This is a genomic window from Pseudomonas umsongensis (assembly GCF_002236105.1).
GTDB classification, from domain to species: domain Bacteria; phylum Pseudomonadota; class Gammaproteobacteria; order Pseudomonadales; family Pseudomonadaceae; genus Aquipseudomonas; species Aquipseudomonas umsongensis.
In genome coordinates, this window is the sequence record NZ_NIWU01000001.1 from 287681 (window position 1) to 304000 (window position 16320).

The window sequence follows — 16320 nt, forward strand, 5'->3', positions numbered from 1 at the left end:
AAAGTGTCATATATTTGTACCGACGAAGGCGCGAATCGAACCTTCGCACCGTAAAACAACAACAAGAGGATTTCGCGATGTCCCAGTCGTTACTGGACAAAAGGGTAGTCGTCACCGGTGGGTTTGGAGCCCTCGGCAGCGCACTTGGCACATTTCTGCTGGCACGTGGCGCCCGGGTTGCGTTGCTGGATCGCAGCGAGGCGCCTGCCTCCCTGCTGGACACGGAAAACCTGCTGTGCCTGGGCGGTGTCGACCTGACTTCGACCGAGTCGGCCAGTGCTGCGTTCGAGCAGATCGCCGCGCAGTGGGGCGGTATTGATGGTCTGGTCAACGTCGCGGGCGGTTTTGCCTGGGAGACGGTCGAAGGCGGTAACCTGCTGACCTGGGATCGTCTCTACCAGATGAACGTGCGTACCGCCGTGGTCAGTTCTCAATCGGCGCTGGCGCATCTGTTGGATTCCACGGCAGGACGCATCGTCAACATTGGCGCGCTGGCCTCGGTCAAGGCCGCGGCAGGTATGGGGGCTTATGCAGCCTCCAAGGCCGGTGTCGCCCGGTTGACCGAAGCCCTGGCCGAAGAGCTGAAAGATCGTGGTGTCACGGTCAACGCCGTGCTGCCAAGCATCATCGATACACCCACTAATCGCGCCGACATGCCTGATGCCGACAGCAGCCGCTGGGTGACGCCGCAAGCGCTGGCAGCGGTAGTGGCGTTCCTGTTGTCCGACGAAGCCGCTGCGGTAACCGGTGCGCTGCTGCCTGTGAGTGGCCGCGTATGAGACTGGTGACCTATACCGATGCCGAGGGCTTTGATCGAGCGGGTGCGTTGCTCAACCAGGACCAACAGGTGCTAGACCTGCAAATCGCCTACCGCTTGCTGGAAAGCCGCGAAACCCCGGCACTGAGCAGTATTCTGTCCCTGGTGGAAGCCGGTGAGCCGGCGCTGGAGTTGGCCCGCTCCCTGGTGGCCAAGGCCCCCTCGGCGGCAGTGCTGGAGCGCGCCAGTGTGAAACTTCGCGCACCGATCCAACCGCCACCGCAGATGCGCGATTGCTCCTGCTTCGAGTTGCACCTGCGCCAGAGTTTCGCGGCGGCCCGGCGCGCCCGGGCGTTGCGTACCGAAGACCCGGAAGCGACCTTGAAGGCGATGAACACTCGCGCCGACGACCGGGTGATCGAGACTTTCAACAAGCAGCCCATCTACTACAAGGGCAACCGTTTCGCGGTGATCGGCATCGATGATGAGTTCCAGTGGCCGAGCTTCAGTCGGGCAATGGATTTCGAACTGGAGTTCGGTTGCTACATCGGCAAGCGCGGCAAGGACATCAGTCGTGAAGCCGCCCGTTCGCATATCGTCGGTTACACCATCTTCAACGACATGAGCGCGCGCGACGCACAGGCCCTGGAAATGCCCGGCATGCTCGGTCCGGCCAAGAGCAAGGATTTCGACACAGCCAACATCATGGGGCCGTGCCTGGTGACCGCAGACGAACTGGGTGATCCCTACGACCTGAACATGGTTGCCCGGGTCAACGGGGAGGAGTGGGGGCGCGGCAATACCCGCGACATGCGCTGGAGCTTCGAGGACGTGATCGCCCACGTGTCCCGCTCGGAAACCTTGTACCCCGGTGAGTTTCTCGGCTCCGGCACGGTCGGTAACGGCTGTGGACTGGAGCAATTGCGCTATTTGAAGCCCGGTGACGTGGTCGAGCTGGAGATCGACGGTATTGGCGTGCTGCGCACCCAGGTGGGCACCGCGACTGGCAAGAACTGACGTTACACGAATGTTGAAGAATTCACTTACAAGTAGAAAGTGAATTCTATGTACAAAAATAAAGAAAGTGTCTTATATTTCGTTGCGACCACTGTCGTGACGCTCTGATTAGGAGGCAATCATGCTAACAAGAACAAGCCCCGTATTGTCTGATGGAACCAAGGTCTCGGACCTGATCTATCCATCCAGCCGTGAAGTACAAATGCGCGTGTTGTCCGACCGCGAAATTTACGAGCTGGAAATGGAGAAAATCTTCGGCAAGATCTGGGTACTCCTGGGCCATGAGTCGGAAATCCCCAATTCCGGAGACTTCATGGTCCGTGACATGGGGTCTGATTCGGTCATTGTTGCCCGTGGCAAGCAGGGCGAGGTGTTCGTCACCCTCAACGTGTGCCCGCACCGCGGCATGCGCATCAGCACCGCCGATTGCGGCAACACGCAAATTCATAAATGCATCTATCACGGCTGGGCCTTCCGCCCCAATGGTGATTTCATCGGCTCGCCGGTCGAGCGCGAATGCATGCACGGCAAGATGCTGCCCAAGGAAGAGCTGGGTCTGAAAAAGGCTCGGGTCACCTTGTATGGCGGTCTGGTATTTGCCACCTGGAACATCGAAGGACCGTCGTTTGACGAGTTCCTGGGCGATGCCAAGTGGTATTACGACATGTTGTTCTGTCGTTCCGACAAGGGCATGGAAGTGCTCGGTCCACCCCAGCGCTTTGTCGTCAATGCCAACTGGAAAACCGCGGGCGAGCAATCGGCGGCCGATGGCTTCCACACGCTGACCTTGCACCGTTGGCTCGGTGAAGTGGGCAACTACGCCAAGAAGGGCGAGGGTGAAACCGCCGATCTCAGCCCGGAAATGATCGGCGTCGAAATCAGCTCGCCCCACGGCCATGCGCTGCGCTGCATCGACCTGGCGCGCAAGATCAAGCGCCTGACCGGCCTCGACCCTGCCGAACTGACCGTGCAGCAAAAACTGGAAGCATTGCCGCCTGCGGGCATGACTGCCGACATGGTCGAGCAGCTGGCGCGCAATTTGTCGGAAGACCAGTTGAAAGTGCTGACCAGCATGCCGCCGCAAGTCGGTGGGATGTTCCCGAACATTCTTTTCGGCTTCGTCTACATTCCGCAGCCGGACGGCAGCGTAGTCGGGTCGATGACCCTGCACGCTTACGTGCCGCGCGGCCCGGACAAGCTAGAGTTCGTCAACTGGGTGTTTGCCGAGAAAGACGCATCCCCTGAACTGCGCGACAAGATGCTCAAGCAAACCATCCAGTTGTTCGGCACCTCGGGCATGGTCGAGCAGGATGACTCCGATACCTGGCCGCACATGACCCTGGCCGCCAAAGGCGCGATGGGCCGCAAGAGCACGCTGAAATACCAGGCATGCTTTGAAACCGGAGCACCTGAGGGTTGGCCAGGCCCCGGCATCGTCAATGAAGGGTTTACCAAGGACGATACCCAGTGGCACTGGTGGTTGTACTGGCACGAACTGATGACCGCCTCGGACGACCAATAAGCGTTCGCCAGGCCTGGTTCGAAAGCGGCCCCCGCGGGCCGCAGTCGCCGGATACAGCATTTACAAGCACAAGAATAAAAGTGAGGAGTGACTCATGGCTCAGGTTCAACAACGCGGCGTGGAGGATATCCAGCCGGGTTCCCCAGTCGGCACAAAGCGGGTGCCGGTGGGCTCGCCAATCTACAACGATGTGGTGACCTTTCTCTACGAGGAAGCCACGCTGCTCGACCAGATTCGCCTGCAGGAGTGGGCCGAACGCCTGGACACCGACCTGGTGTACACCGTGCCGCTACGCCAGACTCGCGTGGCGTCCGAGTTGAGAACCACCATTGTGCGCAGTGTCCAGCACTATCACGATGACTACCGTTCGATCATGGGCCGCATTTTGCGCCTGTCCGGTAAAAGCGCCTGGGCGGAAGATCCTCCCTCGCGTACCCGGCGTTTGGTGACCAACGTGTTTGTCGAAGAAACCGACAAGAGCGATGAGTTTGTGGTGACCAGTTACCTGCTACTGACCCGTAGCCGTTTCAACGATCACCATGTTGACGTCATCAGTGGTGAGCGACGTGACGTGCTGCGTCTGCATGAGGCGGGGTTCAAGCTTTCCCGGCGTGAAGTCATCCTCGACCAGGCGGTGCTCGGCACACCCAACCTGGCCGTCTTCCTCTAAGTCATATCGGCGGTCCGGGGCGAACCCGGATCGTCGGGCCTGGCAGTTGTCGGTCGTGTAGCTCTTGCGCCAGAAGCAGCCTGGTTAAGGCCTTTGTCTCAACCAATCCTGGTCCTCGGCGCACAACTTGAGTTGTTCATGGGTGAAATCCAGGGTAGATCCCTTCATTCGCAGTGCCTGCTCGGCGCGTACGGGCTGTTGGCTGTAGCAGAGCGCGGTGCTTGCGGCGTGAATCTCCTCATCAAGGTTGAAGGCGCGCCCCATTGAGATCAGCGTGCAGCGACGAAGTAAAAGGGCCGCTTCGGCGACTTCTTCGTTGAGTGTATTGAGTGCCCAGCGAGCCATGCCTTCGCGAAGATTGATGCCGGAATAGGGCATCGGACCTTCGATCAATGTGCCATCGACGTCCCAGACCAGATCTTCAACGCCATCGCATATCAAGGTTGCGCGGGTGCGATTGGCGATGCGTCGGCCGATGTTGATGTCATAACGTCGCTGGTGGGTGCCGCGTGCGGCGGCTGCAATGGCAAGGCCCGCCAAGTCGAACAGGTGGGTGCATTGATGGCTGGCGTCGGCCTGCCGGGTGACTGAGTGGGCTATCCGGTCCAGTTTCATGCCTAACAACAGCTGTAATGGGCCGCAAGCCTGTGGGCACATGGAAAAGGGGTAGCGCAGCGCTTCACCGCCAATGGCAGTCACTTCGCCTTCGTGGTGGCGAACCCATACACGGAAGTGGTGAAAGTCATCTTCCAGAGCCGCGCGGACTTCACCTGTGCCATCGACAGGGTGAGCAATGATGTCTATGCGCCGACGAAATACAGTCATCCTCAATATCCTTGTTCCAATACTGTTTAGCTTGAAAAAATACGCTATATTTAGACACTATAACCAATAATGTTCACAAAAAAACAAAAAACGGAGTGGCTATGGCACTGCTAAATGAACAGGTTGCGCTGATTACCGGTGCAGGCGGCGGGATTGGGCGCGGTATTGCGCTGAACTTTGCCAAAGAGGGTGCTGCCGTAGTGGTCGCCGAACTGGATGTCGCCAGTGGAGAGGCCGTAGTCGCCGAACTGAAAGCGTTAGGTGGCCAGGCTGTATTCATCAAGACAGACGTGTGCAGCAAAACGGATATCGAGGCCGCCGTGCAATTGGCCGTCGATCAATTCGGGGGGCTGGACATCCTTGTCAACAACGCCTTTGCGCCCACCCCCAATGTGCTCCTGGAAGAAAAAACCGATGCCATGCTGGAGCAAACCCTAGGTTCTACAGTGTGGGCTGCATGGTGGGCGATGAAAGCCGCGCTGCCTCATATGAAGGCGCGGGGCGGTGGCAAGATCATCAACTTCTACTCTATCGATATCGAAATCGGTGCCTGGTTGCATGGCGACTACAACACGGCGAAGTCGGCCATTGTCGGGCTGACCCGCAGTGCTGCATCCGAGTGGGGGCGGTTCAACATCCGCACCAACGCCATCGCTCCTACGGCAATGGGTGCCACCTTTCACAAGCTCGCCGCAGAGAACCCCGGCTTTGCCGAGATGTCTGCTTCCATGCGTCCACTGGGCCGTTGTGGCGAGCCTGAAGCCGACATTGGCCCAGTGGTGGTATTCCTTGCGTCCGAGATGTCGCGTTTCATCACGGGCGAAACCATTCACGTCGACGGAGGCCTGCATCTGCCGGGTTATAACTCCCGTCCCAAAGGCATTCCTGTGCGTGAGTATTGAATTCAACAGATCAATGTAGGAACGAGCCTGCTCGCGATGGACGTTAACGATAACGTGTACGTTCTGTAGAGCGCGTTGTCCTTAAGTTCATCGCGAGCAGGCTCACTCCTACAACGGCGACACCAGGCCCAATGGACGAGAAAGCCCGCTTCAAAGCGGGCTTTTCTATGTTGGATGGCCAACTGCAGCCAGCTAGAGACTATTATTTTTTGGAGACCACTATCGATGTGGTTTCCAAGTCCCAAGTGGTCGCGGTTTTTCCTTCATCGCGCAGCAAATATTTCAACACCCGACCCTGGGGGTTCTTCGGCAAGCTGCTGCGAAATTCGATATAGCGGGGCAGGGCATAGTAAGGCACCGATTCGGTGGCCCAATGGAACAGCTGCTCCGGATCCAGGGTCACGCCTTCATGCAGCACCGCTGTGACTTTCACATCGTCCTCGCCTTTATCCGATGGCACTGCATGTACCGCGACCTCGGCCAATGCCGGGTGAACAGCAAAGGCTGCTTCCATTTCAAAGCTGGAAATGTTTTCGCCTCGGCGGCGCAGATAATCCTTCTTGCGATCGACGAAGTAGAAAAAGCCATCGTCATCGAACTTGCCAATGTCACCAGTGTGGAACCACATGTTGCGCATCAGCTTCTGGGTGTCTTCCGGACGGCGCCAGTAGCCCTGGAACATGATGTCCGGACGCAGCGGACGAACCACAATTTCGCCGGCGCTGTTTGGCGCAACTTCCTGATCGAGGTCGTCGACGATGCGTACATCGAAATCCGCAATGCGTTTACCCGAAGAGCCCGGTGCGGCGTACTCGCCGGCAGCCAATGAGGTGATAACGCAGGCTTCGGTGAGGCCATAGCCATTGCCGCCCACCAGCTTGGTACCGAAACGCTCGCGCCAGATCTTTTTGGTTTCTTCGGTGTAAGGGTTGCCTCGAGCGGTATGGATCTGCCCGACACAACGCAGCATCGCTTCGTTATCCGGCGCCTGGGCGAGGAGACCGCCCATGCCACCCAGGATCGAGGCGATGGTAGCGCCGGAGCGTTCCACTTCCTGCCAGAAATTGGAAACGGAGAAGCGCGGGAGAATGGCGGCGCGCGCGCCCACCAGAATGCTGGCGATGATCGATACACATAGCGCATTCATATGGAACAGCGGCAATGGCGTGATGGTCACGTCATCGGCACTGGCTGGACCGGCACGCAATTGCAAGCGTGCCAGGTTGCACATGAAGTTGTAGCTGATCATGCAACCCTTGGAAGGGCCTGTGGTGCCTGAGGTGTAAATCAGGCAGGCAAGGTCTGAAGGTTGCGGTTTATTGACGAGTGGAGTGGCGTCATGGCCGCGCCATTCATCCAGTGGCGCAATGCGAATTCGGCATTCGGGGATCGCATCGACCGTGCCTCGGTGAAGGATGTGCTGGACGTCCTGCAGTTGCTCGGCGAGCGGTGTGATGCGTGGCAGGTAGGCTGCTTCGCAAATCACCACTGCAGTGCCGGTATCGGCGATCTGGTGACGCAGAAACTCGCCCTTGAGCGCGGTGTTGATCGGCACGCTCACGGCGCAGAGCTTATTGATGGCCAACCAGGTGGTGACAGCGTCGATGTTGTTATCGAGCATCGTCAGCACGGTTTCACCGGCTTTCACGCCCAGGGTAGCGAGGGCGTTGGCCATCTTTGTTGATAGTGAGTCAACCTGAGCATAAGTGTATAACTCACCACTGAAATCCAACAAAATCTTGTCTGGATGCCTTGCTACTGCACGACTTAGCGCTTCGATGACAGTGTCTCGTTCTCCCACTGCCCAGGTTTCTGGATTGCCACTGCTGCCCATGAATATTCTCCTTTTAGGCGCCTAAAGCTGCTGGTTTGCCTGATTTTATTTTGATGAGAGAATTTGATTCTAAATACAAAATATGGAAATGTCTTTAGCAATAAGTTGAACATGAAATCTTATTTATGCACAGATCCTGTGCTAGTGTTGATCTATCTTTACTCTCAATGAGCCCGTCAATCCATGCCAAAAGCCGCATCCCAGAAAGCAGAAGCGCCGACGCCAGCCTCCAAAACGAAAAAAAAATCGCTGCCTGATGCAGGGGTGACTCCGGTAAAACCGGTGGAGCGACGTACCGCCGCCAATGGCGTGGCAGGCCCCAAGGTCAAGCCGAACCGCCGTTCGGAAGAGACCATTGCCAACATTCTTAAAGCCACTGAAGAAGTGGTGCTGATGTCGGGTGCGGATCGTATTTCGATCCTGGATGTGTGCCAGGTGGCCGGTGTTTCGCGCGGTACCTTTTATCGCTATTTCGCCTCCCAGGAAGACTTGCTCGACACCTTTTCCCGGCATAAACGCGAAAGTTTCCACAGTTCGCTGTCCCAGGAGCTGGGCCATATCAGCGACCCGGAAGCACGCCTCAACGCGCTGTTTGCCTATCTCGACAACTACCTCGAGCAGAGTCGAGCCCGGCGGTTGCTGGTGGTTGCACCTGACTACGCACTGGGCTTCTTTCGGCGGATTTTCCACGATTCGATCGTGCGCTTTCAGGATGGCCTGGGCATCGTGTTCGACGATTGGGATGAGCGCCTCGGGGTCCGTCTTGACCGTGAGCTGATCTGCGAAATGATCATTCGATACGTGTTGAGTGAAATCCTGGTGCCGGAAGCGGCGGGGCGACGTTTGTTCCCGGTACGGGTGAAAAAACTGCTCGGTGCCTTGATCATGGGTTCCACCTCCCGCACTCGTCGCTAACTGCCGACCAACACCCTTGCGCTATAGGCAAAGCCCCCGTATTTCGGGGGCTTTTCGTTTCCGCCTGATAATTTTCTCTCGCCTGCGTGCCGCGATTTTTCCTTTCTGCGTCCATTTTTTGACTCTGCGAAGTGTTTTTGACATCTGGCGAAGGCTCTGGCTCGGGCTTTTTCACGCGTCTTGAAAATAAACTGAACAGATTTTTGATTTCTGCTCAATTTAAATTTAAGCTCTGGTCTTAGCAGTGAGCCCCTGGCTTCCCCTTTCGCGGCAGTTTGATCCTGGTCACGTGAAGGCTCTGCGCCAATAACCAATAAAAAAGTGCCAACTTCGAGGTACCTAGACATGCTTATCGATCTACACGCCCACGCACCCCACCCTGGCTATTACAACCAGCACCCGCACTGGGGGCCGTTCTTCGAGCAACACGCCGACGGCGATATCAAGCTGCGTGTAGGTGATTGGATTCTTGGTCTCGGGTCGCCAGAGCGTAAGGCTGCCGTGCGCTCCGGTAATGGTCCCAAGCTTGAGGAATATTTTTCACGCTGGGCTGACCCAAAAGTGCGCCTGGCCGGTATGGATGCCGCAGGGCAGAACCTGCAGGTGGTTTCCGTCCCGTCCCATTGCTACATGTATTGGACTGAAGCCGAATTCGCCGTGCCATTCGCCCGCACCGTCAACAACACGCTGGCCGAATACTGCTCCGCAGCCCCTGATCGCCTGATGTTCTGGGCTCATGCACCGCTCAATGCACCTGAAGCGGCGGCGGCTGAAATACGTCACGCTTGCACAGAGCTGGGAGCCAAGGGCCTGGTCGCTGGCGGTGCCAACTTCGGCGGTCTGGAATTCGATTCGCCGGAACTTGATGTGGTGTGGAAAACCCTCTGTGACCTGGATCTGCCGATTTTTGTACACGGCTATAACCAGTCCGTTACCTGGGGCAAGAACGCTAACAGCGACCGCTACGAAACCACCGCTATCGTCGGCATGCAATACGACGAAACCCGTTGTTTCTGGAACCTGATTTGCGGCGGCGTTCTGGATCGCTTCCCTGACCTCAAGGTCTACATCACCCACGGCGGCGGTTATGTCCCGTACCAGCTCGGTCGCCTGGCCAAGACCAATGAAAACCTCGACGTTAAATACAACAAGAAGCCACTGCTCGAGTACATGAAAAACTTCTACTTCGACGTAGAGCTGCATGAAGTGCCGATGCGCCAGGCTCTGGTCGACATTATCGGTGCGGACCATGTGCTGTACGGCAGCAACTTCGGCGGCAGCGATGCCGTGCGCCACGATCTGACACACGGTCTGCAGTTGTCCGATGCGGACATGCGCAAGATCCGTTATGAAAACGCATGCCGCTTGCTGCACCTGGATCCTGCCAAGTTGGGCAAGGTAGGTGGCTGATGAAACTGGCGCGATGTGAGTATTTTTCTACCGGCGTTTTTTGGGCCGTGGTGGATGTCGCTCAAGATCAAGTGACACCCATTTCCGGTGATTTCAAGGATTGGGCACCGGCGGTAGCCGCCGGGCGCGGTATCAGTTCGGTGCGTTTTGCCGGGCCATCGCTGCCGTTGTCGAAGGTGCGCCTGCTGCCCCCGATTGAACCGATCAATCGGGTGGTAGTGGCGGGTGCCAATTACGCCAAGCACCTGGTGGAATTCGGATTGCAGGCGCCGGTACAGCCGGTGGCTTTTCTCAAGGCCTATGGCGCGCTGATTGGCGCCAATGACCCGATCCGTTTCCCGCCGTTAACTGAAGAGCTCGATCACGAAGTTGAACTGGTGGCCGTCATCGGCACCGAAGAAATCGACTTGGAAAACCCACTGGCTTGCGTGCTCGGCTACACCGTCGGCAATGACGTCAGCGCGCGCGACCTGCAGCGTAGTGGGCCGGCAGGTATAGGCATGGACCTTTTCGCCGCCAAAAGCCAGGACCAGACCACCGGTCTTGGGCCCTGGATCGTGACCAAGGATGAGTTTCCCGAGGGCTCACCACACTTGCGCCTGACCCTGAAAGTGAATGGTGAAGTGCGTCAGGACGGCTCAACCGGTGAAATGACCTGGGATGTTGGCCAGCTGATTCGCTTCGTGCAGCAGCGTTCGAGTTTTGCCAGTGGCGACGTGCTGTTCACTGGCTCGCCGGCGGGAGTGGGGATGGGCACCGGCCTGTTCCTCAAGGAAGGCGATGTGGTCGAAGCCAGCGTCGAAGGCATTGGCACGTTGCGCAATGTGGTCAGTAAAAAGAACCGCGCCTAATCGAGAGCCAAACATGAACGCCAATAAAGAAAAAGTAGTCGTGGTGGGTGCCGGTCTGATGGGCACCGGTATTGCCCATGCGTTCGCAAGCGCAGGTTTCAATACGCTGTTGGTCGATACCAATGCCGTCTCGTTGACGAACGCCCGGGCAAGCATCGAAAAGATCCTTGCCGATGGCGTGCGTCTGGGCAAGGTCAGCGAAGAACAAGCGCAGCAATCGCTGGCCAATCTGCTGACGTGTAGCGACTTGAGCGAAGCTGCGATGGGGGCCAACTGGCTGGTGGAGACGGTCTCCGAACAGTTGGCGGTGAAGAAGGCGGTGATTGGCCAGGCGGCGCCGCTGCTGGCGGCGGATGCCATTATTGCCACCAATACGTCGGCCCTCAGCGTGACCGAGATTGCGGCGTCGGTGGACTGTGCCGATCGCGTGATCGGCATGCACTTCTTCAACCCCGTGCACAAAATGAAACTGGTGGAGTTGGTGCGTGGTTTGGCCACCAGCGATGAAGTGGTGGCGCGCACTCGCACCCTGTGCGAGCAGATCAGTAAAACCTCGATCGTGGTCAATGAGTCGCCAGGACTGACCACCAGTCGCATGTCTGCGCTGCTGGGCAACGAGGCGATGTGGATGCTGCAGGAAGGCACCGCAACCGCCGAGGACATCGACACGGCGCTGCGCCTGGGCTTCAACCACCCGATGGGTCCATTGGAATTGGGAGACTTGACCGGCTGGGACACGCGGCTGTCGGTACTGCGTTATTTGCACCAGACCTTGGGCGAAAAATTTCGACCTTGCCCGCTGATCATCAAAATGGTCGCCGCCGGACGACTGGGGCGCAAGTCAGGACACGGGGTTTACCGCTATGAAGAGGGTAAGCAAGTACCGGGCTCGGGGCTCAAGGCGAGTGCGCTATGAAAGACATCGTCATTGTTGATGCGGTACGTACGCCCATCGGCAAGTTCCGCGGCAGCCTTGCCGGCGTACGCGCTGATCACCTTGGGTCGTTGGTGATCAGCCGTTTGCTGGAGCGGGTCGATGTCTCGCCGACGTTGGTCGATGACGTGATCTTCGGCAATGTCACGCAAATTGGCGAACAGTCCGCCAATATTGCCCGCACGGCGTTACTCGGCGCTGGCTGGCCGGTCACCGTTGCGGGGCTGACTATCGACCGTAAATGCGGTTCGGGTGAAGTGGCTGTGCATATGGCCGTTGGCGCCATCGCGGCGGGTGCCGCCGATATTGTGGTGGCCGGTGGCGCGGAAAACATGAGTCGCGTGCCCATGGGCAGTAACCGTGAGATCCACGGCGCGGCGTTTGGCTGGATGGCGGCGCAACGTTATGAGCTGACCAGTCAGGGGGAGGCGGCCGAGCGTATGGCTGACAAGTGGGCGCTCAGCCGCGATGCGCTGGACGATTTCGCTTTCGCCAGTCACCAGCGTGCAGCGACTGCCTGCGATGCCGGTTATTTCGATAATGAAACCATACCGGTGGTGGTTGAAGAACTCCGCGAAAAAGAGCTGTCGGAACCCGCTGGTGTGTTGCGTCAAGATGAAACCATTCGTCGTGATACGTCGCGGGAAAAACTGTCGACACTTAAAACCAGTTTTCGTCCGGACACCGGGCGCATCACCGCTGGTAACTCGTCGCAGATCTCCGACGGTGCGGCAGCGTTGCTGCTGATGAGTGCCGACACAGCGAAAAAGCTCGGCCTCAAAGCACGAGCGCGTGTCGTGGCCTTCACCACAGTCGGCTCTGACCCGACATTGATGCTCACCGGCCCGATTGCCGCTACTCAAAAGGTACTTGCCAAGGCAGGACTGAGTATCAATGACATTGATCTGTTTGAGGTCAACGAAGCTTTTGCCTCCGTGCCGCTGGCCTGGATGCAGGAGACCGGTGTGCCGCACAGTAAGTTGAACGTCAATGGTGGCGCCATTGCCCTCGGACACCCATTGGGGGCCAGCGGCGCTCGCTTAATGACCACGATGTTAAATGAGCTCGAGCGCCGTGGCGGGCGTTATGGGTTGCAAGCCATTTGCTGCGCCGGTGGCATGGGCACGGCGACCATCATCGAACGGCTCGATTGAGATGGCTCGCTTGCCGTTGATTCCCCTGGATGCCATGCCTGCCGCGTTGCAAGACGCGGTCGAGCGTGGTCAGAGCAGTCGCATGCTCAGCTCTACGACGCCGGTGCAGGTCTGGGCACATCGACCAAAGGTGGCGTTGGCCTGGCTGGGCTTAATGGAGAGCCTGCACAGCGACAGTCTGCTGGATGAGCGCTTGCGCGAACTGGTGCGGCTGAAAATTGCCAGCATCACCACCTGCAAGGCCTGCCAGCTGGCGCGCAAATCCGACCGTGTGACGGATGAGGATATTGCATGCATGGCGACGGACAGCGAGTACTTCACGCCAGCCGAGCGTGCAGCGCTGCGCTACGCCGAGTTGTTTGCCAGCGATTACCTGAGCATCGATGACGAGCAATTTACTCAACTGGGCGCGTTTTTCTCCACCGCCCAAGTGGTAGAGCTTGGAATGTACTGCGCGCTGATGTTGGCGGGTGGCCGCATGACATTGGTGCAGCAGGCCTACTGAGCAGGTCGCTCATCTAAAATAGTTGATCGAATTATTGAGAAGTGTCTAATACTGTCCTGCTCAGGCCTATTATTAGCCGAAAGGTATAGCCTTCTGCAGGCTGACTCAAAAAATAATGACAATAACAACGGAGACGATCATGTCCACACCGGTACAGAGCGACCTGACCAAGGTATTTACCGACGTCGCTAGCAATTATCGCGGCACCAGTGATATCGATCTTCACGCGACCTACAGCGAGATGCGCGCCAATTCGCCTGTGCTCCAGGACAACTTCATGGCCCGTCTGGGCGTGCCATCGATTGCCGGCCTGGATGCCAATCGACCAACCTTTACCCTGTTCAAATACGACGATGTCATGGCCGTCATGCGTGACGCCGGTACTTTTACCAGTGGTTTTATCGCCGAAGGGCTGGGGGCGTTTTTCGATGGCCTGATCCTCACGGCAATGGATGGTGATGCTCACAAGAGCATGCGTAATCTGCTGCAACCGGTATTCATGCCGGAGACGGTCAATCGCTGGAAAGAAACCAGGATCGACCGCGTGATTCGCGAGGAATACATCAAGCCGATGGTGGCGAACAAGGGCGCCGACCTGATGGACTTCGCCCTGTATTTCCCGATCCGGGTGATTTACTCCTTGATCGGCTTTCCTGAGGATCGCCCTGAGCAAATCGAGCAATACGCCGCCTGGGCATTGGCAATCCTGGCCGGTCCGCAAGTCGACCCGCAGAAGGCCGCCGCCGCCCGTGGCGCAGCCATGGACGCCGCGCAAGCGCTGTATGACGTAGTGAAAGTGGTGGTGGCGGAGCGTCGGGCTGCGGGTGCATCGGGGGATGATTTGATCAGCCGGCTGATCGGCGTCGAGTACCAGGGACGTTCCCTGGACGATCATGAGATCACCACCTTCGTGCGCTCACTGCTCCCGGCTGCCAGCGAAACCACGACCCGCACCTTCGGAACCTTGATGACATTGCTTTTGCAAAATCCGGATGTGCTGGAGCGGGTGCGCAATGATCGTAGCCTTGTAAACAAGGCCATTGATGAAGCGGTGCGTTTTGAGCCCGTGGCCACCTTCAAGGTGCGCCAGGCCGCCAAGGATCTGGAGATTCGCGGTGTGCCGATCCCCAAAGGGGCAATGGTGCAATGTATCGTTACCTCCGCCAACCGCGATGAAGACGCGTTCGAAAACGCCGATAAATTTGACATCGACCGCAAACCAAAACCTTCGTTTGGCTTCGGCTTCGGCCCACACATGTGTATCGGTCAATTCGTTGCCAAGACCGAGATCAATTGCGCACTGAATGCGATCCTCGACTTGATGCCCAATATCCGCCTTGACCCAGACAAGCCGGGGCCCCAGATCGTCGGTGCACAGCTGCGCGGTCCGCATTACCTGCATGTGTTATGGGACTGAACGGCGTCCATAACCCTCTTGTAAATCGTCTGGTTGAACCGCGACAGGTCTTGCGCCTGCCGCGGTTCAACGCATTCTGCCTCAAGGGTTTTCCCGCGCAACGGAATTAATATGAACACATTCAAAAAATGTGTTTAATTAAGTCGAGATGTGCACTATGATTCAGGCACAACAACAAGCCCGAATGCGAAGGGGAAAACAATGAAAGTTGAAGATCTGATTCTCGTCAGTGTCGATGACCACGCGATCGAGCCACCGAATGCTTTTGCTCGCCACATGCCTGCGCGCTTCAAGGGGCGTGAACCTCATGTGGTCAAGAAAGGCGATCGTGACGTGTGGGTCTTCGAGGAGCAGGCCACTGGCTACATGGGCCTCAACTCCGTGGTCGGTCGACCGAAAGAGGAATACGGCATGGAGCCGTTGGGCTACGACCAAATGCGCCGTGGTACCTGGAACATCAAGGACCGTGTCGACGACATGAACGCCAACGGCGTGCTCGGTTCATTGTGCTTTCCAACCTTCCCGGGCTTTGCCGGGCAACGCTTCCAGGTCCACGCTGACCGCGATGTGTCGATGGCAGCCATCCAGGCCTACAACGACTGGCATTTGCACGACTGGTGCAACGCAGCGCCTGGCCGCTTCATTCCGCTGATGATCGTGCCGTGGTGGGACATGAAAGCCGCCGCTGCCGAAGTGGCGCGTCTGGCGAAACAGGGCGTGCACGCGCTGTCGCTGTCGGATAACCCGGCGATTCACGGTTACCCGTCGATCCATAGCGATTACTGGGATCCACTGTGGAAGGCCTGCAGCGACAATAAAGTGGTTATCTGCTGTCATATCGGTACCGGTGTGAAAGCCCAACACGCATCGGATATGTCGCCAATCGACGCCTGGATTACCTCCATGCCGATTTCCATCGCCAACTCCGCGGCGGACTGGATCTGGGCACCGATGTGGAAGAAGTTCCCGGACCTGCGCATGGCGCTTTCCGAAGGCGGCATCGGCTGGATTCCTTACCTGTTGGAGCGCGCGGACTTCACCCACCGTCATCACAACGCGTGGACCAACTCCAACTTCGGCGGGAAGATGCCAAGTGACATCTTCAACAAGCACTTCATCACCTGCTTTATCGAAGACAACTTCGGCCTGAAGAACCTCGACTACTTGAACGCCGACATGGTCACCTGGGAAAGCGACTACCCGCATTCTGACTGCACTTGGCCAAACTCGCCGGAAACAGCGTGGGAAGGGTTGCAGCACCTGCCAAAAGAGATGATCGACAAGGTCACTCACTTGAACGCGATGCGTGAATTCTCCTTCGATCCGTTCTCCATTCACGGTCGAGAAAACTGCACAGTCGGCGCGCTGCGGGCCCAGGCTACCCACGTCAGCATCGAGCCGGCCCTGGGCCTGGGTGGTGCCGATCATGGTCGCCACGACAACAAGCCGGTTACCTCCGGCGACATCAATGCGATGTTCGCCCAGGCTGACGCGCAAACCGCGTTGTAAGTTGCCGCTGTTCCTGCAGTCGCCGGCCATCGGCGACTGCAGGAGCGGTTGCCGTTCTGTGGTCGCTTCGTTCGAGGCGATTGCGCCTGTGTTCAGCG

The 16320-nt window shown here is 57.8% G+C and carries 15 protein-coding genes; 13 read left to right on the forward strand and 2 right to left on the reverse strand.

Translation table 11 applies throughout. The features are described 5' to 3' along the window. Nucleotides 1–77: 77 nt before the first annotated feature. The 4 genes from PSUM_RS01345 (at nucleotide 78) to PSUM_RS01360 (ending at nucleotide 3966) form a co-directional block, all read left to right on the forward strand. Nucleotides 78–779, forward strand: coding sequence for an SDR family NAD(P)-dependent oxidoreductase (locus PSUM_RS01345; RefSeq protein ID WP_020798211.1), 702 nt, complete (start codon nucleotides 78–80; stop codon nucleotides 777–779). After that, nucleotides 776–1774: a fumarylacetoacetate hydrolase family protein gene (locus PSUM_RS01350; RefSeq protein ID WP_020798210.1), complete on the forward strand. Its 999-nt coding sequence runs from the start codon at nucleotides 776–778 to the stop codon at nucleotides 1772–1774. Before PSUM_RS01345 ends, PSUM_RS01350 begins: the two co-directional genes overlap by 4 nt. A 121-nt stretch (nucleotides 1775–1895) precedes the next feature. Then, entirely contained in the window at nucleotides 1896–3296 is a 1401-nt protein-coding gene (locus tag PSUM_RS01355; RefSeq protein ID WP_020798209.1) for a Rieske 2Fe-2S domain-containing protein, read from the forward strand. Between the two features lie 94 nt (nucleotides 3297–3390). Beyond that, nucleotides 3391–3966, forward strand: coding sequence for an aromatic-ring-hydroxylating dioxygenase subunit beta (locus PSUM_RS01360; RefSeq protein WP_020798208.1), 576 nt, complete (start codon nucleotides 3391–3393; stop codon nucleotides 3964–3966). 84 nt (nucleotides 3967–4050) lie between these two features. On the opposite strand, the gene PSUM_RS01365 is transcribed toward PSUM_RS01360, so the two are convergent. Beyond that, nucleotides 4051–4791, reverse strand: a complete 741-nt coding sequence (locus PSUM_RS01365) for a DUF2889 domain-containing protein (protein WP_020798207.1) — start codon at nucleotides 4789–4791, stop codon at nucleotides 4051–4053. Nucleotides 4792–4892: 101 nt separating this feature from the next. Between PSUM_RS01365 and PSUM_RS01370 the strand changes: the two genes are divergently transcribed. Next, on the forward strand, nucleotides 4893–5693 hold the full coding sequence (locus PSUM_RS01370) for an SDR family NAD(P)-dependent oxidoreductase (RefSeq protein ID WP_020798206.1): 801 nt from the start codon (nucleotides 4893–4895) through the stop codon (nucleotides 5691–5693). A 202-nt stretch (nucleotides 5694–5895) separates the two neighbouring features. Here the strand turns inward: PSUM_RS01370 and PSUM_RS01375 are convergent, their stop codons facing one another. Beyond that, complete coding sequence (locus PSUM_RS01375; protein ID WP_020798205.1) at nucleotides 5896–7527, reverse strand: ATP-dependent acyl-CoA ligase; 1632 nt, start codon at nucleotides 7525–7527, stop codon at nucleotides 5896–5898. Nucleotides 7528–7710: 183 nt separating this feature from the next. Between PSUM_RS01375 and PSUM_RS01380 the strand changes: the two genes are divergently transcribed. The 8 genes from PSUM_RS01380 to PSUM_RS01415 all read left to right on the forward strand — a co-directional run bounded on the left by PSUM_RS01380 (nucleotide 7711) and on the right by PSUM_RS01415 (nucleotide 16222). Beyond that, a complete protein-coding gene (locus PSUM_RS01380; protein WP_083348834.1) occupies nucleotides 7711–8442 on the forward strand; it encodes a TetR/AcrR family transcriptional regulator in 732 nt (243 codons plus the stop codon). A 345-nt stretch (nucleotides 8443–8787) separates the two neighbouring features. After that, nucleotides 8788–9852, forward strand: coding sequence for an amidohydrolase family protein (locus PSUM_RS01385; protein ID WP_020798203.1), 1065 nt, complete (start codon nucleotides 8788–8790; stop codon nucleotides 9850–9852). Then, nucleotides 9852–10703 carry a fumarylacetoacetate hydrolase family protein gene (locus tag PSUM_RS01390; RefSeq protein ID WP_020798202.1) on the forward strand — a complete coding sequence of 284 codons (852 nt, stop codon included), beginning with the start codon at nucleotides 9852–9854 and terminating at the stop codon, nucleotides 10701–10703. The genes PSUM_RS01385 and PSUM_RS01390 overlap by 1 nt, the downstream gene beginning before the upstream one ends. A gap of 13 nt (nucleotides 10704–10716) precedes the next feature. Then, nucleotides 10717–11619 (forward strand): 3-hydroxyacyl-CoA dehydrogenase, encoded by a 903-nt coding sequence (locus PSUM_RS01395; protein ID WP_020798201.1) that lies wholly within the window; start codon nucleotides 10717–10719, stop codon nucleotides 11617–11619. Then, nucleotides 11616–12791, forward strand: a complete 1176-nt coding sequence (locus PSUM_RS01400) for a thiolase family protein (protein ID WP_020798200.1) — start codon at nucleotides 11616–11618, stop codon at nucleotides 12789–12791. The genes PSUM_RS01395 and PSUM_RS01400 overlap by 4 nt, the downstream gene beginning before the upstream one ends. 1 nt (nucleotide 12792) lies before the next feature. After that, nucleotides 12793–13296, forward strand: a complete 504-nt coding sequence (locus tag PSUM_RS01405; RefSeq protein ID WP_020798199.1) for a carboxymuconolactone decarboxylase family protein — start codon at nucleotides 12793–12795, stop codon at nucleotides 13294–13296. Between the two features lie 139 nt (nucleotides 13297–13435). Next, nucleotides 13436–14713 (forward strand): cytochrome P450, encoded by a 1278-nt coding sequence (locus PSUM_RS01410; RefSeq protein WP_020798198.1) that lies wholly within the window; start codon nucleotides 13436–13438, stop codon nucleotides 14711–14713. A gap of 201 nt (nucleotides 14714–14914) precedes the next feature. Beyond that, complete coding sequence (locus PSUM_RS01415) at nucleotides 14915–16222, forward strand: amidohydrolase family protein (RefSeq protein WP_020798197.1); 1308 nt, start codon at nucleotides 14915–14917, stop codon at nucleotides 16220–16222. The last annotated feature ends 98 nt before the right edge of the window (nucleotides 16223–16320 follow it).

Excerpts from the sequence above, each read along its gene's own strand:
- PSUM_RS01345 (WP_020798211.1), top strand. The coding sequence starts at position 78 with ATGTCCCAGTCGTTACTGGACAAAAGGGTAGTCGTCACCGGTGGGTTT.
- PSUM_RS01350 (WP_020798210.1), top strand. The coding sequence starts at position 776 with ATGAGACTGGTGACCTATACCGATGCCGAGGGCTTTGATCGAGCGGGT.
- PSUM_RS01355 (WP_020798209.1), top strand. The coding sequence starts at position 1,896 with ATGCTAACAAGAACAAGCCCCGTATTGTCTGATGGAACCAAGGTCTCG.
- PSUM_RS01360 (WP_020798208.1), top strand. The coding sequence starts at position 3,391 with ATGGCTCAGGTTCAACAACGCGGCGTGGAGGATATCCAGCCGGGTTCC.
- PSUM_RS01365 (WP_020798207.1), bottom strand. The coding sequence starts at position 4,791 with ATGACTGTATTTCGTCGGCGCATAGACATCATTGCTCACCCTGTCGAT.
- PSUM_RS01370 (WP_020798206.1), top strand. The coding sequence starts at position 4,893 with ATGGCACTGCTAAATGAACAGGTTGCGCTGATTACCGGTGCAGGCGGC.
- PSUM_RS01375 (WP_020798205.1), bottom strand. The coding sequence starts at position 7,527 with ATGGGCAGCAGTGGCAATCCAGAAACCTGGGCAGTGGGAGAACGAGAC.
- PSUM_RS01380 (WP_083348834.1), top strand. The coding sequence starts at position 7,711 with ATGCCAAAAGCCGCATCCCAGAAAGCAGAAGCGCCGACGCCAGCCTCC.
- PSUM_RS01385 (WP_020798203.1), top strand. The coding sequence starts at position 8,788 with ATGCTTATCGATCTACACGCCCACGCACCCCACCCTGGCTATTACAAC.
- PSUM_RS01390 (WP_020798202.1), top strand. The coding sequence starts at position 9,852 with ATGAAACTGGCGCGATGTGAGTATTTTTCTACCGGCGTTTTTTGGGCC.
- PSUM_RS01395 (WP_020798201.1), top strand. The coding sequence starts at position 10,717 with ATGAACGCCAATAAAGAAAAAGTAGTCGTGGTGGGTGCCGGTCTGATG.
- PSUM_RS01400 (WP_020798200.1), top strand. The coding sequence starts at position 11,616 with ATGAAAGACATCGTCATTGTTGATGCGGTACGTACGCCCATCGGCAAG.
- PSUM_RS01405 (WP_020798199.1), top strand. The coding sequence starts at position 12,793 with ATGGCTCGCTTGCCGTTGATTCCCCTGGATGCCATGCCTGCCGCGTTG.
- PSUM_RS01410 (WP_020798198.1), top strand. The coding sequence starts at position 13,436 with ATGTCCACACCGGTACAGAGCGACCTGACCAAGGTATTTACCGACGTC.
- PSUM_RS01415 (WP_020798197.1), top strand. The coding sequence starts at position 14,915 with ATGAAAGTTGAAGATCTGATTCTCGTCAGTGTCGATGACCACGCGATC.